Source organism: Micromonospora sp. NBC_00330, assembly GCF_036136635.1.
In the GTDB taxonomy this organism is placed as follows: domain Bacteria; phylum Actinomycetota; class Actinomycetes; order Mycobacteriales; family Micromonosporaceae; genus Micromonospora; species Micromonospora salmantinae.
In genome coordinates this window covers 6046463-6066662 of sequence record NZ_CP108012.1, presented here as the reverse complement: position 1 = coordinate 6066662, position 20200 = coordinate 6046463, and the positions used below count along the sequence as shown (strand labels likewise).

The 20200-nt window shown below is 71.1% G+C and carries 18 protein-coding genes and 1 pseudogene; all 19 read left to right on the top strand.

The annotated features are described in order from the left end of the window. Positions 1-212 precede the first annotated feature (212 nt). The 19 genes and pseudogenes from OG598_RS27605 to OG598_RS27515 all read left to right on the top strand — a co-directional run bounded on the left by OG598_RS27605 (position 213) and on the right by OG598_RS27515 (position 20182). Positions 213-893 (top strand): response regulator transcription factor, encoded by a 681-nt coding sequence (locus OG598_RS27605; RefSeq protein ID WP_328651699.1) that lies wholly within the window; start codon positions 213-215, stop codon positions 891-893. Then, positions 890-1972, top strand: a complete 1083-nt coding sequence (locus OG598_RS27600) for a sensor histidine kinase (RefSeq protein ID WP_328651698.1) — start codon at positions 890-892, stop codon at positions 1970-1972. Before OG598_RS27605 ends, OG598_RS27600 begins: the two co-directional genes overlap by 4 nt. Beyond that, positions 1969-3672, top strand: a complete 1704-nt coding sequence (locus OG598_RS27595) for a DUF4153 domain-containing protein (RefSeq protein ID WP_328651697.1) — start codon at positions 1969-1971, stop codon at positions 3670-3672. Before OG598_RS27600 ends, OG598_RS27595 begins: the two co-directional genes overlap by 4 nt. Before the next feature lie 44 nt (positions 3673-3716). Then, positions 3717-4130, top strand: a complete 414-nt coding sequence (locus OG598_RS27590; protein ID WP_328651696.1) for a hypothetical protein — start codon at positions 3717-3719, stop codon at positions 4128-4130. After that, entirely contained in the window at positions 4131-5774 is a 1644-nt protein-coding gene (locus tag OG598_RS27585; protein ID WP_328651695.1) for a sodium/solute symporter, read from the top strand. A 132-nt stretch (positions 5775-5906) separates the two neighbouring features. Continuing rightward, positions 5907-6671 (top strand): ABC transporter ATP-binding protein, encoded by a 765-nt coding sequence (locus tag OG598_RS27580; RefSeq protein ID WP_091396824.1) that lies wholly within the window; start codon positions 5907-5909, stop codon positions 6669-6671. Further along, positions 6656-8359, top strand: coding sequence for an ABC transporter permease (locus OG598_RS27575; RefSeq protein ID WP_442931389.1), 1704 nt, complete (start codon positions 6656-6658; stop codon positions 8357-8359). The genes OG598_RS27580 and OG598_RS27575 overlap by 16 nt, the downstream gene beginning before the upstream one ends. Positions 8360-8448: 89 nt before the next feature. Further along, positions 8449-9348: an alpha/beta fold hydrolase gene (locus OG598_RS27570; RefSeq protein ID WP_328651694.1), complete on the top strand. Its 900-nt coding sequence runs from the start codon at positions 8449-8451 to the stop codon at positions 9346-9348. Further along, positions 9311-9862: pseudogene (locus OG598_RS27565) on the top strand (flavin reductase family protein); the annotation flags it as partial. The gene OG598_RS27570 and the pseudogene OG598_RS27565, both read left to right, overlap by 38 nt. A gap of 175 nt (positions 9863-10037) precedes the next feature. Further along, complete coding sequence (locus OG598_RS27560) at positions 10038-10403, top strand: DUF485 domain-containing protein (RefSeq protein ID WP_088950720.1); 366 nt, start codon at positions 10038-10040, stop codon at positions 10401-10403. Beyond that, the gene (locus OG598_RS27555; protein ID WP_328651693.1) at positions 10381-12072 is read left to right on the top strand and encodes a solute symporter family protein; all 1692 of its coding nucleotides are present in this window, start codon (positions 10381-10383) and stop codon (positions 12070-12072) included. Before OG598_RS27560 ends, OG598_RS27555 begins: the two co-directional genes overlap by 23 nt. Positions 12073-12152: 80 nt before the next feature. Beyond that, positions 12153-13130, top strand: coding sequence for an NAD-dependent epimerase/dehydratase family protein (locus tag OG598_RS27550; RefSeq protein ID WP_328651692.1), 978 nt, complete (start codon positions 12153-12155; stop codon positions 13128-13130). 76 nt (positions 13131-13206) lie between these two features. After that, complete coding sequence (locus OG598_RS27545) at positions 13207-14433, top strand: LCP family protein (protein ID WP_328651691.1); 1227 nt, start codon at positions 13207-13209, stop codon at positions 14431-14433. Between the two features lie 159 nt (positions 14434-14592). Further along, positions 14593-15861 (top strand): LCP family protein, encoded by a 1269-nt coding sequence (locus OG598_RS27540; RefSeq protein ID WP_328651690.1) that lies wholly within the window; start codon positions 14593-14595, stop codon positions 15859-15861. Positions 15862-16081: 220 nt separating this feature from the next. Beyond that, positions 16082-16999: an LCP family protein gene (locus tag OG598_RS27535; RefSeq protein ID WP_328651689.1), complete on the top strand. Its 918-nt coding sequence runs from the start codon at positions 16082-16084 to the stop codon at positions 16997-16999. Positions 17000-17057: 58 nt separating this feature from the next. Beyond that, entirely contained in the window at positions 17058-17393 is a 336-nt protein-coding gene (locus OG598_RS27530) for a rhodanese-like domain-containing protein (protein ID WP_030487745.1), read from the top strand. A gap of 10 nt (positions 17394-17403) precedes the next feature. Further along, positions 17404-18192: a glycerophosphodiester phosphodiesterase gene (locus OG598_RS27525; RefSeq protein ID WP_328651688.1), complete on the top strand. Its 789-nt coding sequence runs from the start codon at positions 17404-17406 to the stop codon at positions 18190-18192. 54 nt (positions 18193-18246) lie between these two features. Next, complete coding sequence (locus OG598_RS27520) at positions 18247-19701, top strand: PAS domain-containing sensor histidine kinase (RefSeq protein ID WP_328651687.1); 1455 nt, start codon at positions 18247-18249, stop codon at positions 19699-19701. A 61-nt stretch (positions 19702-19762) separates the two neighbouring features. Beyond that, positions 19763-20182: an ATP-binding protein gene (locus tag OG598_RS27515; RefSeq protein WP_328655453.1), complete on the top strand. Its 420-nt coding sequence runs from the start codon at positions 19763-19765 to the stop codon at positions 20180-20182. Positions 20183-20200: the final 18 nt, after the last annotated feature.

Sequence of the window (20200 nt, the reverse complement as noted above, 5' to 3'; positions counted from 1 at the left end):
TGATCGACTCGGGTTCCTGGAAGTCGGGCCATCCCACCGGCGCGGATGGCCCGACTTCCAGCACCTCGGTCGGTTGTCCACAACGAGCCTCCGGAGTTCCCACACGCCAGCCGGCATGATCCTCGAGTTATCCACAGCCGTGCCCGGTTCTCCACAGGTTATTCACAACGCAAACCACTGATCTCCACGGCCGCTCCCTACAGTCAGGACCCATGAGCGCACGCCGGGTACTGGTGGTCGAGGACGAACGGACCATCGCCGAGTCCATCGCCGCCCGACTACGGGCCGAGGGTTTCGCTGTGGAGATCGCGGCGGACGGGCCCAGCGCGGTCGCCCAGTTCCACGCCGGACAGCCGGATCTCGTCGTCCTCGACGTGATGTTGCCGGGTTTCGACGGTCTGGAGGTGTGCCGCCGGATCCAGGCCGACCGGCCGGTGCCGGTGCTGATGCTCACCGCCCGGGACGACGAGACCGACCTGCTCGTGGGGCTGGCGGTCGGCGCGGACGACTACCTCACCAAGCCGTTCTCGATGCGGGAACTCACCGCCCGGGTGCATGTCCTGCTGCGTCGGATGGAGCGGGCCGCCGCCACTCCCGCGCCGCCCGCCATCCGCCTCGGCGACATCGAGATCAACGAGGCCGAGCGACGGGTCCGCCGGGCCGGGGCGGACGTGCACCTCACCCCGACCGAGTTCGACCTGCTGGTCCACCTCGCGGGGCGGCCCCGCACGGTGCTCCCCCGGGAACGGCTGCTCGCCGACGTCTGGGGATGGGGCGACGGGAGCGGCACCCGCACCGTGGACAGCCACATCAAGGCTCTGCGCCGCAAGCTGGGTGCCGACCTCATCCGCACTGTGCACGGGGTCGGCTACGCCCTGGAGATGCCGTCATGACGGCGACCCTGCTCACCCGGCTGGACCGGGTACTGGAGCTGCTGCCCCGACCGCTGGACCCGGTGCGCTCGATCAAGCTGAAGCTGGGTGTGCTGCTGGTCGCCTCCGGTGCGGCCGGGCTCGCCTACTTCTCGTACGGCATCGGCTGGCCGCCGCCGATCACCTCGGCCACCGCGATCGCCGTCGCACTGCTCACCTCGCAGGTGCTCGCCCACGGCATGACCTCGCCGTTGCGCGACATGACGGCGGCCGCGGGGGCGATGGCCCGCGGCGACTACACACGTCGGGTACGCGCCACCTCCCGCGACGAGGTAGGCGAGCTGGCCCAGGCGTTCAACAAGATGGCCGAGGACCTGCACGCCGCCGACCAGCGCCGACGCGAGCTGATCGCCAACGTCTCGCACGAGCTGCGTACGCCGATCACCGCGTTGCAGGGCGTGCTGGAGAACATGGTGGACGGGGTCGCCGACCCCGAACCCGCAGCACTGCGTTCGGCGTTGGCCCAGACCGAACGGCTCGGGCACCTCGTCGCCGACCTGCTCGACCTGTCCCGACTCGACGCCGGGGTGGTGCCGCTGCGGCGCGTACGCATCGACGTGGGGGACTTCCTCGACGAGGCGGTGGAGCACGCCACGGCCAGCGCGTCCGGCGCCGGCCTGGACGTGCGCTTCCAGCTCCGTGACCTGCCGACACCGCTGACGGTCGACGCGGACCCGTGGCGGCTGCACCAGGTCTTCGCGAACCTCCTCGACAACGCGGCGCGACACAGCCCACCCGGCGGCACGGTACGGGTGTGCGCCGAGGAACACGGCGACCAGCTTCGCTTCGAGGTGAGCGACGAGGGCCAGGGCATACCGCCGGACGAGCGTTCCCGGGTGTTCGAGCGGTTCACGCGCGGCGACCGGTCGGCCGGCGGCGGGACCGGGCTCGGCCTGGCCATCGCCCGGTGGGTCGTCGAACTACACGGCGGTCGGATCGGTGTCCTCGATCCCGCCGGGCCACACCGGGGCGAGCGACCCGGCTGCCGCATCCAGGTCACCATCCCGTGCGACGGGCCACACCGAGAAGAGGCCGCATGACCAGCCCCGGCAGCACCCCCCTCCCGGCCACCGGGCCGACCGGGCCGGCGCCTGTCGCCTCGGCCGTCCGCCCCGGTCCGGCCGCACCGCCGACGGCCGGTCGACCTCCGGCGTTTCCGGCCGCGCCGGCTCTGCCCCGGCCACCATCGATGATCGCGCGGCGCTGGCCGGGACCATCCGGCGATGCGGGCCCGATGGTGCTGGTGGCGACGGCGGTGGCGGCGGTCGTCGGCGCCTCGGTGCTCACGATGGTTCGTCCGGGGCTCGGCTGGCTGGTCGCCGTGTTGGCCGGCACTGCCGCCCTCACCACCGCCGCCGTCGTCAGGTCCCTGACGTCCTCCCCGGTTGCGGTCCGCACCGAGCCGACCGAGCCCGGCGCCGCAACCGGCGCCGAATCCGCCCGTCCCGGTGCCACGGGGGCACCGGGGCGGGTGGCGCAGGTCGCCTGGGCTGCCGCGACTGTCGCGTTGATCGCCGTCGGCACGTTTCGGGCCGCCGGTTGGCTCTTCGCGCTCTGCCTGATCGCAGCGGTGGGGACCCTGACGCTCGCGGTGACCGGCGGGCGAACCCCACTCGGAATGCTGGTCGCCGTGACCCTGCCACCGGCCGCGACGGTACGGGCGCTCCCGTGGGCGGTACGCGGAGTGCGCACCAACCGCTCGGCGGGTTCGGGGATCGGGTTCGGAAGCATCGTGACCAGCCTGGCGGTGTCCGCCGTCCTGCTGACGTTGTTCGGAGTGCTCTTCTCCTCCGCCGACGCGGTCTTCGCCAACCTGGTCGGCGCTCTGCTGCCCGACATCGGGCCGGCCGGTGTGATCGGCTGGTTGCTGCGGCTGGTCCTGATCGGCGGTGTTCTGCTCGGCGGCGCGTACCTGGTCAGCCGCCCACCCGACCTGGCGGGCCTGCGACCGGCGTCGTCCCGGCCGGCCCACCGGCTGGAGTGGACCCTCCCGCTGGTGTTGCTCGACGCCCTCTTCGCCGCGTTCGTGCTGGTACAGCTGACAGTGTTGTTCGGCGGGGCGGGGCACGTGCTGCGGACGGCCGGGCTCACCTACGCCCAGTACGCCCGCGGCGGGTTCTGGCAACTGCTCGCCGTCACCGCACTCACCCTGCTGGTGATCGCGATCGCCGCCCGCCGGGCCCCGAAGGCCACCCGGGGGGACCGGCTGCTGGTCCGCGTACTGCTCGGCACGCTCACCGCGCTCAGTCTGGTGATCGTCGCCTCGGCGCTCTACCGGATGCAGGTCTACGCCGACGCGTACGGTGCCACCCGGCTGCGGCTCGTCGTGTCGACAGTCGAACTCTGGCTCGGGCTGCTCTTCGTCCTGGTCGGGGTTGCCGTGGCGCGGTTGCGGGCCGAATGGCTCCCCCGGCTGGTGGTCGGCACCGCGGTGCTGGCGCTGCTCGGGTTGGCCCTTCTCAACCCGGACCGCCTGATCGCCGAACGGAACGTCGACAGGTACCTGGAGACCGGCCGGTTGGACGTCAGCTACCTGTCCGGGCTGTCAGCCGACGCCGTACCGGCCCTGGATCGGCTGCCCGAGCCGATGCGCTCCTGCGCACTGGGGCAGATCGCCGCCGAGCTGCCCCGGGACGGGTTCTGGGCGGCGAACCTCGGCAGGGAACGCGCCCGTCGGGTTCTCCACACGACCCCGGTGAGCGCCGGCGTGACCGACTGCCTCGGGTTGCAACGCTGGTGAGCATGAACGCTTGACAATCGCGTACGGCGGGCGAGACTGCCGGGGTGGCCAAGCAACTCCCCGACGTGGGGTCGAGCGGTGCGGTACCGCCGCCCCGGCGGTCCCGGATCGTGCTGGCCGAGATCACCAGGCAGGACACCCGCGCCGAGCGGACCCGCGCCGAGCTGGCCCAGCAGACCCAGGTCGGTGAGGCGCTGGTCCGCGGCCTGGTCCGGGCCCAGCTCGCGCTGGCGCTGCGGCTGTCCCTGGTGGTGGCCATCGGTTTGGGCGGGCTGCCCTGGCTGTTCGCGATCGCGCCCTCGCTCGGCCGGACCACGGTCGCCGGCGTCAACCTGCCGTGGCTGCTGCTCGGGGTGGCCTCCTTCCCGTTCCTGATCGCCGTGGGCTGGGCGTACGTGCGGTTGGCCGAGCGCAACGAGCAGGACTTCACCGACCTGGTGCAACGGCCGGAGCGCTGAGTGGGCAACGACTTCGTGGTCCCGGCCATCGTCGCGGTCACCCTGGTCACCGTCGGGATCGGCTTCTACGGGCTGCGGTTGGCCCGGACCACGTCCGACTTCCTGGTGGCTTCCAGGGCGATCAGTCCGACCTGGAACGCCGCAGCCATCGGCGGGGAGTACCTGTCGGCGGCGAGCTTCCTCGGCATCGCCGGCCTGGTTCTCAAGTACGGCGTGGACGTGCTCTGGTACCCGGTCGGGTTCGCCGCCGGCTACCTGGCCCTGCTGCTCTTCGTGGCCGCGCCGCTGCGCCGCTCCGGCGCGTTCACCCTGCCCGACTTCTGCGAGTTGCGGCTGGGGTCGCGTCGACTCCGCATCCTGGCCACCGCCTTCGTGATCTTCATCGGTTGGCTGTACCTGGTGCCGCAGCTCCAGGGCGCCGGGCTGACCCTGGCCACTGTGGCCGGCTCCCCGTACCCCCTCGGAGCCCTGCTGGTGGCGGCCGTGGTCACCGCGAACGTGGCGCTGGGCGGCATGCGCGCGATCACCTTCGTGCAGGCGTTCCAGTACTGGCTCAAGTTGACCGCTCTCGCCGTACCGGTGATCTTCCTGGCCCTGCAGTGGCAGGCCGACGGCCGCCCGGCGGTGACCCCGCCCGACGGGCCGACGTTCCGGGCCGCGACCACAGTCGTGGTCGAGCATCGCGCGACCCTCACCCTGCCCGACGGTGACATCCGAGAGGTACGCCCCGGCGACGAGTTGACCTTCGCCGCCGGCGATCCGGTGCCGGACGTCTCCGGGGTGGCCACCGACGCCAACGACTGGTTGCTGCCCAGCGCCGCCGGTGACGACGACCGGGGCCTGTTCGCCACGTATTCGCTGATCCTGGCCACCTTCCTCGGCACCATGGGCCTGCCGCACGTGCTGGTGCGCTTCTACACCAATCCGGACGGCGCGGCGGCCCGTCGGACCACACTTGTCGTGCTGGCGTTGGTCGGCGCGTTCTACCTGCTGCCCACCCTGTACGGGGTGCTCGGCCGGATCTACACCCCGCAGTTGCTGCTCAGCGGCCAGACCGACGCGGTGGTGGTGCTGCTACCCGAAGCGGCCCTGGGTGACGGCCTGGCCGGGCGGCTCCTCGCCGCGCTGGTCGCCGCGGGTGCCTTCGCGGCGTTCCTCTCCACCTCGTCCGGCCTGCTGACCAGCGTCGCCGGGGTGATCTCGACGGACGTGCTCGGTAGGGGATCGGTACGCGGGTTCCGGCTGGCCACAGTCATCGCCGGTGGTGTGCCGGCGGTGCTGGCGCTGCACGTCTCCGGGCTGGACGTCTCGCAGGTCGTCGGGCTGGCCTTCGCTGTCGCCGCGTCGAGTTTCTGCCCGTTGCTGGTGCTCGGCATCTGGTGGCGCGGGCTGACCGACGTGGGCGCCACCGCAGGTGTGGTGGCCGGCGGCGGCGCGGCGATCGGCGCGGTGCTGGTCACAGTGCTCGGCCCACCGCTGTCCGGCTGGCCGGCCACGCTCATCGCGCAGCCGGCCGCCTGGACGGTGCCGCTGGCCTTCACAGTGATGGTCGCCGTGTCGATGGCGACCCGCCGGCGGGCCCCGGCCGACGTCGCCGCCATCATGCTCCGCCTACACACCCCCGAAGCCCTCCGCATGCAGTGAGCAGAGCTGCCGCGACGCCTTCCACCATGATCACTAGCGCCGCGGCGGCTGGCGACCGTCCGCCTCGGGGATGATCGCGGGTCCGCCCGTCGCCGGACGGCGGAACTGGCGATCGGCGGATAACGTCGGCGCATGACTGTTGAGCACCCCGCGCTCGCACTGCGTGGCCTGGCCAAGCGGTTCGACGGCACGATCGCGGTGGCCGGCGTCGACCTGGACGTCCCCGCCGGCTCCTTCTACGGCCTGCTCGGCCCGAACGGCGCCGGCAAGACGACCACGCTGTCGATGGCGGTCGGGCTGTTGCGACCGGACGCCGGCTCGGCCTGGGTGCTCGGGCACGACGTCTGGCAGGACCCGGTCACCGCCAAGCGGCTGCTCGGTGTGATGCCCGACGGGGTCCGGCTGTTCGACCGGCTGACCGGCGCGGAGCTGCTGGCGTACAACGGGTTGTTGCGGGGGATGGACCCGGCGGTGGTCGACCAGCGGGCAGCCGAGCTGCTGGACGTGCTGGCGCTCGGCGACGCCGGTCGCACGCTGGTGGTGGACTACTCGGCGGGCATGAAGAAGAAGATCGGCCTGGCCTGCGCGCTGCTGCACGGCCCCCGGGTGCTGGTGTTGGACGAGCCGTTCGAGGCGGTCGACCCGGTCTCCGCGGCGCTGATCCGGGACATCCTCACCCGGTACGCGGCCGGCGGCGGCACGGTGGTCTTCTCCAGTCACGTCATGGAGGTCGTCGAGCGGCTCTGCTCGCACGTGGCGATCCTGGCCGGCGGCACCATCAAGCGGGTCGGGACCATCGACGAGGTCCGCGGCGGTCGCTCGTTGGAGCAGGTCTTCGTCGAGGTGGTCGGCGGGCGCACCGCGACCGGCGAGGAGCTGTCGTGGCTCTCCCAGTGAGTGTGGACGCCACCCCCGCCGCGCCCGTACGCACCGTCTCCGCCCGCCACTTCGTGCGGCTCAAGCTGCGGGTGATGGGCAACAACTTTCGGGGCCAGGGCTGGCGGATCGCCCTGTTCGTCGGCGGCGCGTTGCTCGGGCTCTGGTTCGCCGCCGCCGGGTTCTTCCTCTTCGCCGCGCCGGGCCTGACCGGCGACGGCCGGTACGCGGTGCTGATCGCGGCGGCCGGTGGCGGGCTGCTGGTGCTGGGTTGGCTTTTCCTGCCACTGGTCTTCTTCGGTGTGGACGAGACACTGGACCCGGCCCGGTTCGCGCTGCTGCCGCTGCCCCGGCGCACGTTGGTGACCGGCCTGTTCGTGGCAGCCCTGATCAGCGTGCCGGTGCTGGCGGTGCTCATCGCGTCGTTCGGGCTGGTGCTGACCGCCTGGTCGTTGGGTGGCTGGTCGGCGGGTTTGGTCGCCGTCGTGGGCGTGCTGGCCGGGTTGCTGCTCTGTGTGGCCGCCAGCCGGGCGGTGACCAGCGCCTTCGCCACCATGTTGCGGTCCCGACGGGTCCGCGACCTGGCGGCCGTGCTGCTGGCGGTGACGGCCGCGCTGCTCGGCCCGTTGCAGGTCTTCGGCCTCGCCGCGCTGCGCGAGGCGGACTGGACCCGGTTGACCGGCGTGGCGACCGTGATCGGTTGGACGCCGTTGGGCGCCCCGTGGACAGTCGGCATCGACGTGGCCCAGGGCCGGGTGTGGGCGGCGCCGGTCAAGTTGCTGATCACGGTGGTGGCGCTCGGCGCCCTGCTGGCCTGGTGGTCCCGGTCGATCGAGTCGGCGATGGTGGGTGCGGCGAGCGCCGGCAAGGCCCCGGTGCGGCGCGGGGTCACCGGCGGCGCTGTCGCCCAACTGTTTCCCCGGGTCGCCACCTGGGCCGGCCGGGACCGGTTCGGTGCCCTGGTCGCCCGGGAGGCCCGTTACTGGTGGCGGGACGCGCGCCGTCGGGCCAACCTGATCACGATCGCTGTGGTCGGCATCTTCGTACCAGTGTTGATCAACGTTACGGGCGGGGACTTCGCGTTCGAGGACGGCGCCGGGTTCACGGCGGCTGCCAGCGACAGCTCACCGGTGGTCGTCACCATCTCCATGCTCCTCGTGGGCGTGCTCGCCGCCGTCACCCTGGCCAACCAGTTCGGCTTCGACGGCAGCGCGTACGCGGCGAACGTGGTCGCCGGGGTGCCCGGCCGGGTCGAGTTGCGGGCCCGGATGACGGCTTTCTCGCTGTACGTGCTGCCGATGTTGGGCGTCGTCGCTGTGGTGCTGTCGTTTCTGCTCAGTCGACCGGAGTGGATCGGGCTCACCATCGGCGGCCTGGTCGCCACCTACGGCGCCGGGCTGGCGGTGAACAGCCTGATCTCGGTGCTCGGGGCGTACTCACTGCCGGAGACCAGCAACCCGTTCGCCATGAACAGCGGTGCGGGCCTGGCGAAGGGGCTTCTCACCCTGCTGGCCATGCTCGCCTCGGTGGTCGCCGCGGTGCCGATGGTGGTGGCCGCCGCGCTGCTCGGTGACGCGTGGCTCTGGCTGGCCCTGCCGGTCGGCGCGGCGTACGGGCTGGGCGCGGCGCTGCTGGGCGCGTACCTGGCCGGCGACGTGCTGGACCGACGCCAGCCGGAGCTGCTGGCCACCGTCACCCCCCGGCGCTGAGCGCGGGCCGCCCCCGTCCGGCCGAACGCCGGTCGAGGGCACCCGACCCTCGTTATGGTGCGAGCAGTCGGGACGAAGGGGCAGGTGGCATGGGCTCGCACACGCGTTACCGCAGCATCGTCGTCGACGGGCTCTCGATCTTCTACCGGGAGGCGGGGGCACCGGACGCGCCGGTGCTGCTGCTCCTGCACGGTTTCCCGTCCTCGTCGCGGATGTTCGAGCCGCTGTTCGATCGGCTCGCCGACCAGTTCCGGCTGATCGCGCCGGACTACCCCGGCTTCGGGCACAGTGTCGCCCCGGATCCGCGGACTCCGTACACCTTCGATCGGATCGCCGAGACGATGGCGGGTTTCGCCGCCGCCGTCGGCGCGGAGCGCTACCTGCTCTACGTGCAGGACTACGGGGGGCCGGTGGGGTTCCGGATGGCCCTCGCCGATCCCTGTCGCCTGCGCGGCCTCATCGTGCAGAACGCGGTGGCCCACGACAGCGGGCTGGGCCCGCTCTGGGGCACCCGCCGGGCCTTCTGGCAGGACCGGGCCGCGCACGAGGCGGCGGTCCGGGAGAACATCCTCTCGCTGGCGGCGATCCGGACCCGGCACGTCGGCAACGATCCGGACCCGGAGCGGTACGACCCCGACCTGTGGGTCGACGAGCACGCGTTCCTCAGTCGCCCCGGGGAGATCGAGCGTCAAGTGGACCTCCAGTACGACTACCGGACCAACGTCGCCTCGTACCCGGCCTGGCAGGACTGGCTCCGCCGGACCCAGCCGCCGCTGCTTGTCGTCTGGGGTCGGTACGACACCTCGTTCGAGGTCACCGAACCCGAGGCGTACCGCTCCGACGTGCCGGGGGCAGAGGTGCACCTGCTCGACGGGGGGCACTTCGTGCTCGACACGCGACCGGACGAGGTCGCGGCCCTGATTCGCTCCTTCGCCGGTCGGGTTCGGGCGACGGGCGGGGCGGGTCACAATGTTTCACGTGAATCATGAGCCGGGTGCCGAGATCCACCACACCGATCCGTTCGCGGTGCCGACCGGGCAACGGTCGCCGGTACGCCGGCTGCGTGGTCGCCTCGCCGCACCGGTGACCCTCTGGACGGCGCCCGGTCCGGCCGGGCTGACCGTCTCGTCCACGCTGGTGGCCGAGGGGGAACCGGACCGGCTGCTCGGGCTGATCGACCCGGAGTCCGACCTCTGGGCGGCCGTCGAGGAGTCGGGTCGGTTCGCTGTCACGCCGCTCGGCCCGCCGCACCGGCAGCTCGCCGACCGGTTCGCCGGCCTCTTCCCCGCCCCGGGCGGGCTCTTCGCCACCGGCGCGTGGAACGAGACGCCGTACGGGCCGGTTCCGGCGGACGCCGGCGGCTGGGCGGGGTGCCGGCTGGACACCGCCCGGGAGTACGGCTGGGGCCTGCTGGTCGAGGCCACGATCGAGGCTGTCGACCTGGCCGAGGAGGCCACTCCGCTGCTGCACTACCGAGGTCGCTACCACGAGCTGCCGACCTGAACGGACGCCTCGCCAGGGGCGACCGATCACCGCAGTGACCTGAGTCACTTGGCGCAGCCAGTCAACCGCTCGGCGCACTCGCCGACCGGCGTCGATCTCAGCCTTCCCTGCCGGGGAGTGCGCTCTTTACGGTGCGCGAAACTCCTCTGACGCCTGTGAAGGTGGTGATCCACAAATGTCCACGGACACACCCGCTCCGGCTGCTTCCCAGTCGGACAAGTACCTGGCCGTACAACGGTCGGACGAGTTCGCCGGGCTGCGGCGTGCGCTGCGCGGCTTCGTCTTCCCGATGACCGTCGCGTTCTTCCTGTGGTATGCGCTCTACGTCATTCTCTCCGCGTACGCCCGGGACTTCATGGGCACGAAGCTGTTCGGCAGCAACATCAACGTCGCACTGGTCTTCGGCCTGCTCCAGTTCGTCTCCACGTTCCTGATCGCCTGGCTCTACTCCCGGTACGCGGACCGGAAGATCGACCCCATCGCGGACCGGATCCGCGCCGAGATCGGGGAGGTGACCCGTGAAGACGGTTCACGCGGTTGAGACGTTCCTCGCGGCTGAGGCGGGCAATCACACCGCCCGCAACCTGACCATCACGCTCTTCCTGGTCTTCGTGGCGGTGACCCTGGGCATCACCATCTGGGCCAGCCGGCAGACCAAGACGGCGACCGACTTCTACGCGGGCGGCCGGTCCTTCTCCGGCTTCCAGAACGGCATGGCGATCGGCGGCGACTACATGTCGGCCGCCTCGTTCCTCGGCATCGCCGGCATCATCGCACTGTACGGCTACGACGGCTTCCTCTACTCGATCGGCTTCCTGGTCGCCTGGCTGGTGGCCCTGCTGCTGGTCGCGGAGCTGCTGCGGAACTCGGGCCGGTACACGATGGCGGACGTGCTGGCCTTCCGGATGCGTCAGCGTCCGGTGCGTACGGCGGCGGCGGTCTCCACCATCACGGTGTCGATCTTCTACCTGCTCGCCCAGATGGTTGGCGCAGGCGCGCTGGTCGCGCTGCTGCTCGGCATCCGGCCGGGGACGACCTTCCTCGGCATGGACGCGGCCACCGCGAAGGTGGCCACCATCATCATGGTCGGCACGCTGATGATCATCTACGTGACAGTGGGTGGCATGAAGGGCACCACCTACGTGCAGATCGTCAAGGCGTTCCTGCTCATGGGCGGCGCGCTGTTGATGACCATCCTGGTGCTGGCGAAGTTCAACTTCAACCTGTCGGAGCTGCTCGGCCAGGCGGCCGCCGCATCCGGCAAGGGCAGCGCGTTCCTCGAACCCGGGCTCCGGTACGGCGTCGAGGTCGCCGGCAACTCGACACAGACGTTCTACAACAAGGTCGACCTGCTGTCCCTGGGCATCGCCCTGGTGCTCGGCACCGCCGGTCTGCCGCACATCCTGATCCGCTTCTACACGGTGCCGACCGCGAAGGCGGCCCGTAAGAGCGTGCTCTGGGCGATCGGCATCATCGGCACCTTCTACCTGCTCACCCTGGCCCTCGGCTTCGGTGCGGCGGCGCTGGTCGGCAGCCAGGCGATCACGGCACAGGACAAGGCCGGCAACACCGCCGCGCCGCAGCTGGCCGAAGCGCTCGGCATCGACTTCTTCGGCGGCGAACTGGGCGGTGCGGCCCTGCTGGCGATCATCGCGGCGGTCGCCTTCGCCACCATCCTCGCGGTGGTCGCCGGGTTGACGCTGGCCTCGTCGTCCAGCCTGGCGCACGACTTCTACGCGAACGTGTTGAAGAAGGGTGAGGCGTCGGAGCGGCAGGAGGTGCGGGTCGCCCGGATCTCCGCCCTGGGGATCGGCGCGGTGTCGATCGCCCTGTCGATCTACGCGCAGAACCTCAACGTCGCGTTCCTGGTGGCGCTGGCCTTCGCGGTCGCCGCCTCAGGCAACCTGCCGGCGATCCTCTACAGCCTCTTCTGGCGGCGGTTCAACACCTCCGGCGCGGTGTGGTCGATCTACGGCGGGCTGATCTCGGCCGTGCTGCTGGTGTTCTTCTCGCCGGTGGTCTCCGGTGCGGCGACCTCGATGTTCCCGGATCACGACTGGCAGTGGTTCCCGCTGTCCAACCCGGGCATCCTCTCCATCCCGTTCGGTTTCCTCTGCGGGTGGATCGGCACCGTCATCTCCAAGGAGCACGACGAGGACAAGTACGCGGAGCTGGAGGTGCGGGCCCTCACGGGCTCCGGCGCCCACTGATCCGAGCGCTCCTCACGAGAGGCCCCCTGTGCTCAACAGGGGGCCTCTTCGTGCAAATGGCGGTCGGTAGGCTGAGCCGTATGAAGGTTGCTGAGCGCTTCGGTTCCGGTCACCGTGTTCTCGTCACCGGCGGCGCCGGTTTCGTCCCGTCGCACCTGGTGGATTCCCTGATCACCCGGGGCTGCACGGTGGTGGCGCTGGACAACTTCGTGACCGGCTCCAAGGAGAACGTCGCCCACCTGCTGGATCGGCCGACCTTCACCCTCGTCGAAGCGGACATCTCCGACGGGCTTCCGATCCACCACCCGGCGCTGGCCGAGCGGTTCGACGCGATTCTGCACATGGCCTCTCCGGCCAGCCCCACCGACTTCGCCCAGTTGCCGGTGGAGATCCTCCGGGTCGGCTCGGTCGGCACCCTGCACCTGCTGGAGCGCGCGGTCGCCGACGGCGCCCGGTTCCTGATGGCCTCCACCTCCGAGGCGTACGGAGACCCGAAGGAGCACCCGCAGCGGGAGACCTACTGGGGCAACGTCAACCCGATCGGGGTCCGCAGCGTCTACGACGAGGCCAAGCGCTTCTCCGAGGCCGCGACGATGGCGTACCACCGCTACCGGGGGCTCGACGCGGCGATCGTCCGGATCTTCAACACGTACGGCCCGCGGATGCGCCCGGACGACGGCCGCGCCATCCCCACCTTCATCTCCCAGGCGCTGCGCGGCGAGCCGATCACCGTGCACGGCACTGGCAACCAGACCCGGTCCATCTGCTTCGTCGAGGATCTGGTGCGCGGCATCCTGCTGCTGCTCGACTCGACCGAGACGGGCCCGGTCAACTGCGGCACCGAACACGAGCTGACCATGCGGCAACTCGCCGAGTTGATCGTGTCGCTCTCCGACAGCACCTCGAAGGTGACCTATGTCACCCGCAGCTCGGATGACCCGGAGATGCGCCGACCGGATCTCACGCTCGCTCGTGAACTGCTCGGATACGAGCCGTCGGTAGCGCCCGAAGATGGCCTCCGACGCACGATCGAGTACTTCCGGTCGCGGCTAGGGTAACCGGATCTTCGCGTACCGCCTGCCGCTGAGTGTCGCCTGAAGGCGGCAGTGGCTCCCGCTACGTACCCTGAGTTACATGTCCGCGACCTCGTCTGCCGGCGTCCCGCATCCGTACCTGCACCGCAGCGCCGGGCGCGCCTCGGTGCCCGGCCCCGATCGGGGCGCCTCCGGGCGTGCCCGTCCGACCGAGGCGCGCTTCTACCCGTCGTACGACGAGGAGCAGCCTCGGTCCGGCGGCCCGGCGGGGCCCACCGGGCCCGACGGCCCGGGTGGCACCGGCGGCTCGGGGCGGCGCGGCCCGCGACCGCGCTGGGGTCGGATCGCCCTGGTGGCCGGGGCCGCGGTGCTGGTGCTGGCGCTGCTCGGCAGCGTCGGCGCCTGGTTGTACGCCCGCAACCTCAACAGTGACCTGGCCCGCACCGATCCGTTCGCGGAGATCACCGGTGGTCGGCCCGCCAAGACCGTCGACGGCGCGCTGAACATCCTGCTGGTCGGCAGCGACTCACGGGACCCGGACGCGCCGGTCGACAGCAAGAGTCAGTGGCGTGCCGACACGATCATCGTCATGCACATTCCGGCCGACCACCAGGAGGCCTACCTGGTCTCCATCCCCCGGGACCTGTACGTGCCGATCCCGGAGAGCGCTGGCGCGGACTGCGGTTCCGGTTCGCGCGCGAAGATCAACGCAGCGTTCGCGTTCGGTGGGCTGCCGCTGGCGGTACGCACCGTGGAGTGCTTCACCGACGTTCGGATCGACCATGTGATGGCCATCGACTTCGGCGGTTTCAAGGAGGTCACCGACGCTCTCGGCGGGGTGGACCTGAAGGTGGAGCGCACCGTCACCTCGATCCACAAGCCGTACCGGACCTTCACCAAGGGCACCAACCACATGGACGGCGCGGAGGCGCTGGACTGGATCCGGCAGCGCAAGCAGTTCCCGGACGGGGACTTCGCCCGGATGCGGCACCAGCAGGAGTTCCTTCGGGCACTGATGGACAAGGCGGCCAGCACCGGCACGCTGGCGAACCCGAAGAAGCTCAACGATTTCCTCAAATCGGTGACCGCGGCCGTAACCGTCGACCAGACTTTCTCGGTTACAGACATGGCGCTGCAGTTCCGTAACCTGCGCGGCCAGAACCTCACCTTTGTGACCAGCCCGAACTCGGGCAGCGACACCATCAACGGCGAGTCGGTGGTGGTGTCGGACCGGGAGAAGGCGCTCGCGATGTACCAGGCCATGTCCGCTGACACGATGGCCGACTGGGTCAAGGCGAACCCGCCGAAGAGCAACAACGGCGGCTGACCGCGGCCCGGCTGGCACCAGCCGTTCGGGTCATCGAGGAGCGACGATCGACCGAGTCCGCGAAATTCGACGCCCGGATTGACCCGGGATGAACTCGCCAAGTCGATTTCATGTACGTACAGTGGTGCCGCCCCCTCCTGATCACGAGCTGGAGCACGCATGCCGGTTCAGGCCAGTCGTCGCCCTTCTTCCTCCGGGTCCGCCGCCCCCAGCGGTCGAGTCGCTGCGGCCATACCCGCCCAGGCACGCCCCTCGGGCGGCGGGCCGGGCTCGCGTCCGCCCGGCGGCGGCGGTGGTGGCGGTGGCGACCGCCCGGGTGGTGGTGGGTCGAAGAAGCGGACCAAGCGCAAGGACCCGCTCTGGGCCAGGCTGACAGTTGTCTTCGGTGCCGTGCTGATGCTGAGCAGCGGGGTGGCCATCGTCGGCAGCAAGGCGCTGATCGGGCAGGCGACCGGCGGCATCGCGAAGGGCAACCTGCTGGGTGACGCCGGCAAGTCCGACGCCGAGGGCGGCGCGAGCCTGGACGGCCCGATCGACATGCTGCTGCTCGGCGTTGACGCGCGGGAGCGCTGGGCCGCCGACGACGTCCGATCGGACAGCATCATCGTCCTGCACATTCCGGCCACGCACGACCAGGCGTACCTGATCTCGATCCCCCGGGACACCGAGGCGCAGATTCCGGCGTTCAAGAAGAGCGGCTACGGCGGCGGCTCCGGAAAGATCAACGCTGCGTTCCAGGCCGGCGCTGCCAACGGTGGCGGCTGGGAGGGTGGCGCCCAGCTGATGGCTCAGACGATCAAGCGGCTCACCGGGATCAGCTTCGACGGCGCGGCGATCATCAACTTCGGTGGCTTCAAGAACGTCATCGACACCCTGGGCACGGTGCGCATCTGCGTCAGCCAGGAGGTCAAGTCGCTGCACATGTCGTACGTCGACGGCAAGCCGATGTGGAACGCCGACGCCAAGAAGACCGGCAAGTCGCGGACCCCCGTGGTGCACAAGAAGGGTTGCCAGGAGATGGAGGGTTGGGCCGCGCTCGACTACTCCCGCCAGCGCAAGACCCTGAAGAACGGCGACTACGACCGGCAGGCCAACCAGCAGCAGCTGATCAAGGCGATGGCGAAGAAGGCCACCGAGGGCGGGATGTTGTCCAACCCGGCCAAGATGAACAACCTGATCAAGGCGGCGGGCAAGGCGTTCGTGCTGGACACCGGCGGCGTGCCGATCGAGGACTTCATCTTCACCATGCGCGGGGTCACCGGCAACGAGCTGACCATGCTCAAGACCAACAACGGCACCTTCAACGCCAACGACAACAACACCGAGGGCTTGAGCGAAGAGACGATGGCGATGTTCCAGGCCGTCAAGCAGGACAAGCTCGCAGAGTTCGTCTTCACCCACCCCGAGGTGATCTCCAGCCGCAAGTGAGGTCGGGAGTCGCGGAAAGTCAGCGACGCCCCCCTCACCGCCCGTAACGTGACGTGAACAGGTTTCACGTATCGGTTGCGGGGAGGCGGTCACGTCCAGGTGGGGACGGAACGCAGCGGGCCGGGCCGGAACGGCCCCGTCCGCCCGGTCGCCTCGCGCCCGTGGGCCGCGGATCCTGCTCGGCATCGGCCTGGCCCTCGTCCTGCTGGCGGGGCTCGCCGTGGCCGGGCTCAAGACGCTCAGCCACCGCTACGACCGCACGGTGACCAAGGAGCAACTGCTCGACGCCGACGCCCGCACCGAGCGCACCGACCTCGACGGGCCGCTCAACTACCTCCTGGTCGGCTCCGACCGGCGCCCCGGCGACAGCGGCCCGGACCAACGCTCGGACACCATCCTCATCGTGCACGTCCCCGCCGGGCAGCGGGAGGCGTACCTGGTCTCCATCCCGCGTGACCTGCTGGTCGCCATCCCGCCGGCGAACGGCTTCGGCGGCGGTCAAGACAAGATCAATGCCGCGTACGAGCACGGCGGCGGCGGGCAGGCCGGCGCCCAACTGCTCTCCGCCACCCTGCATCGGCTCACCGGAATCCGGTTCGACGGCGCCGCGCTGATCGACTTCTCCGGCTTCCGGAAGGTCATCGACCTGCTCGGCGGGGTGGAGATGTGCGTGGACACCGAGGTCCGCTCGATCCACACCAACCGCGTCTTCCCCACCGGCTGCCAGCAGATGGACGGCGCGCAGGCGCTGGACTACGTCCGACAGCGCTACGACCTGCCCGGCGGGGACTACGACCGGCAGCACCACCAGCAGCAGCTGCTCCGGGCGATGTTGGACAGCGCCGGCAGGGCGGACCTGCGGAGCAACCCCGTCAAACTGGACCAGGTGCTCCGGGCGGTCGGCGGCTCGTTGACGGTCGACACCAACGGCGTACCCCTGGAGGACCTGCTCCTCGCGCTGCGCGCGCTGCCGCCCGACGGGATGCGCGGCGTCCAGGTGCCCTCATCGCCGCAGACCATCGACGAGGTCTCGTACGTGGTGCTGGACAACGGCGGCAATGGGCTCTTCGAGGCGCTCCGCGGCACCCGGGTGCCGGCCTGGGCGCAGGCCAACCCCCGCTGGGTGACCCGGTTGTGACGGTGCCGACGGCCCGGTCGGTGCCGAACCGGCCCACGAGGATCTAGTGTTGCTTCCTGTGTTCGGACCCCAGGTTCCCACCGTGCCCGTGACCGAGATCGCCGACGAGACCTACCTGCTGGACGTGCGGGAGGACGACGAGTGGGCGGCCGGCCACGCGCCCACCGCCCACCACCTGCCGATGATGGAGCTGCCGGCCCGGCTGGCCGAGGTGCCCACCGACCGGGAGGTGGCTGTCGTCTGCCGTTCCGGCGGGCGTTCCGCCCAGGTCGTCGCCTACCTGATCAACAACGGCTGGGAGCAGGTGCGCAACGCCGACGGCGGGATGCGCCAGTGGGCTGCGGTCGGCCGACCGGTGGTCGACGCGAACGGGCAGCCCGGCCAGGTCATCTGAGGCCGGCGGAATGGGCGGGCCACTGGTCTTCGCGCACCGCGGCGCCTCGTTCGACCTACCCGAGCACACCCTCGCCGCGTACCTGCGCGCCCTCGACGAGGGCGCCGACGGCCTGGAGTGCGACGTCCGGCTGACCCGGGACGGGCACCTGGTCTGCGTGCACGACAGACGACTCGACCGCACCAGCAACGGTCGCGGTCTGGTCAGCGCGCGTACGCTCGCCGAGCTGGACGCCCTGGACTTCGGCTCGTGGCACCCGGGCAGCGCCCCCGACGGCGACCTGCCACCGGACGAGTCGCACACCCGGCTGCTGACCCTGGCCCGTCTCCTGGACGCGGTGCTCGCCGCCGGGCGGCCGGTCCGACTGCTGGTGGAGACGAAGCATCCGTCCCGCTACGGCTCGAACGTGGAACGGCGACTGGTCAGCCTGCTGCGCCGCTACGGGCTGGCCGACCCCGCGCCGGACGATCCGGTGCAGGTCACCGTCATGTCGTTCTCCCCGCTGGCGGTCCGTCGGGTGCGCGAGCTGGCCCCGACGCTGCCCACGGTGCTGTTGCTGGAGGTGCTGCCGCGCTGGCTGCGGCTGGGTCGGCTGCCGTTCGGCACCCGGATCGCCGGGCCGGGCATCGGCCTGGTCCGGGCCCGCCCGCAGTTGCTGCCCGCACTGCGTGCGGCCGGCAACCAGGTGTACGTCTGGACGGTCAACGAGCCGACCGACCTGGAGCTGGTGCTGGCCGCCGGGGCGGACGGGATCATCACGGACCGGCCCGCGTACGCCCTCGCCCGGCTGGACCGCTGACCCATCGACCGGGCGGGGGTGCCCAAAACCGGGTCGGCGGGGCAGACTCGGCACATGCCGGAGCGTATCGATTTCCCCGCTCTCCTCGCCGGCCACACCGTCGTGATCGAGATGATCAACTCTGGGGACGCGGGCCTGCCGGTCCTCACCCAACTGCTCCGGGTGGCTCAGCCGGCGCTCGGCGCGACCGGGATGGCGTTCGTCGAGTTCGGTCCGACCGGCGGTCGCGTCATCGCCGCGACCGGCGCGGCGGAGTGGGCCCTCGGCCGACCACTGGCTGTCGACGACCCGGACACCGTCTGCCTGCTCTCCGGGCCACGGGTACGCCAGGCGCGGGTGAGTGACCTCAACGGCAAGCTGGCCGGCGAACTGGCCGGCAGCGGCCTGCGCCGGATGGTCGTCTCCCGGGCCGAGATCGGCGGTCACACAGTCGGCAGCCTGCACGCGCTCTACCCGGGCGACGACGACCCGGGCGCCGAGCAGCAGGGGGTGATCGCCTATCTCGCCTCCTGCGTCGGGCACATGTACGGCGACCAGAGTGGCCTGCCGGTGCACGGCGACGGCCCGGTGGTGGCGGCCCTCGCCGACGGGTTGGCCGTCGTCGACCGGGACGGGCACGTCCGGCTCTGGAACCCGGCCGCCGCCCAGGTCACCGGCCGGACGGTCGAGCAGGCGCTGAGCCACCCGTTACCGTTCCCGCTGCCGCCCTCCGGGCAGGTTCGGGACCACCGGATGCCGGACGGCCGCTGGCTGCGGATCACCTCCGGCGACCTGCCCGGCCCGGGCACGTTACGGGTGGTCACCTTCCGCGACATCACCGACCAACAGCGCCGCGACCACGACCGCGAGCTGTTCGTCGCGGTGACCAGCCACGAGCTGCGCACCCCGGTCACCGTCATCAAGGGGTACGCGGACACCCTCACCGACCACTGGGAGTCGCTGACCGACGTCGACCGACGGCAGGCGGCCCGGGTGATCGGGCAACGCGCCAACGAGCTGGCCCGGCTGGTCGACCGTCTACTCAGCTCGGCGGCCGAGGTGGGGCCGGGCGACGACCCCCCCACCCCGTTCGACCTCGGCGAAGCGCTGCGCTCCGCCGTCGTCGACCTGCCGGCGGAGCTGCGCCGCCGGTTGGTGCTCCGCCTCCCGAGCGACCTGCCCAAGGCGCTCGGTCACCGGCCCAGCCTGGCCACCGTGCTGACCGAGTTGGCGACGAACGCCGGTAAGTACTCGGCACCTGGTTCTCCCATCGAGATCACCGCCTCGGGCGACGCTCATCTGGTGGCGTTCCGGGTCAGCGACCAGGGCATCGGCATCCGACCCGAGCACGTGGAACGGGCGTTCGACAGGTTCTGGCAGGGCGAGTCCGGCGACCGTCGCGGCTACCCGGGGGCCGGGCTCGGCCTCTATCTCGTCCGCAGGATCGTTGAACAGCAGAATGGATGGGTATCCCTACGTCCGAGGACCGGCGGCGGTACGGTCGCAGAGGTGCGGCTACCACGCGGTTGACCAGGGGTGGCGCGACGTGGAGGCGACGGTGGCAGCGGCAACGAGGGATCGAGCCTGGTGCGTGGTGGTTCCCCACCACCCGGGCGGGGCACGGCTGGCCCGACACCGGCTCGCCGCCGAGCTGGCGGACGTCGTACCCCCGACGCTCCTCGCGGACCTGATCGCGGTGCTCGCGGAGCTGGTGGGCAACGCGGTGCGGCACGCCAGACCGCTACCCGGCGGCGTGATCCGGGTTGCCTGGCAGCTGCGGCCCTCGGCCGACGGCGCACTGATCCAGCTTCGGGTCACCGACGGCGGCAGCGCGAGCACCGGGCCACGGCTCCGGACGGCCAACCCGGACGCGGCGGACGGGCGCGGGCTGCACATCGTGGCCGGCCTGGCCACCCGTTGGGGCGTCGACCAGGACGGCATGGGCCAGCGCGTCTGGGCGGAGTTCGACCCGGCGCCGACACCTCGACCCGACCTGGTGTCGGCGGGCTGAGGACGGCTCGGGCGGGTC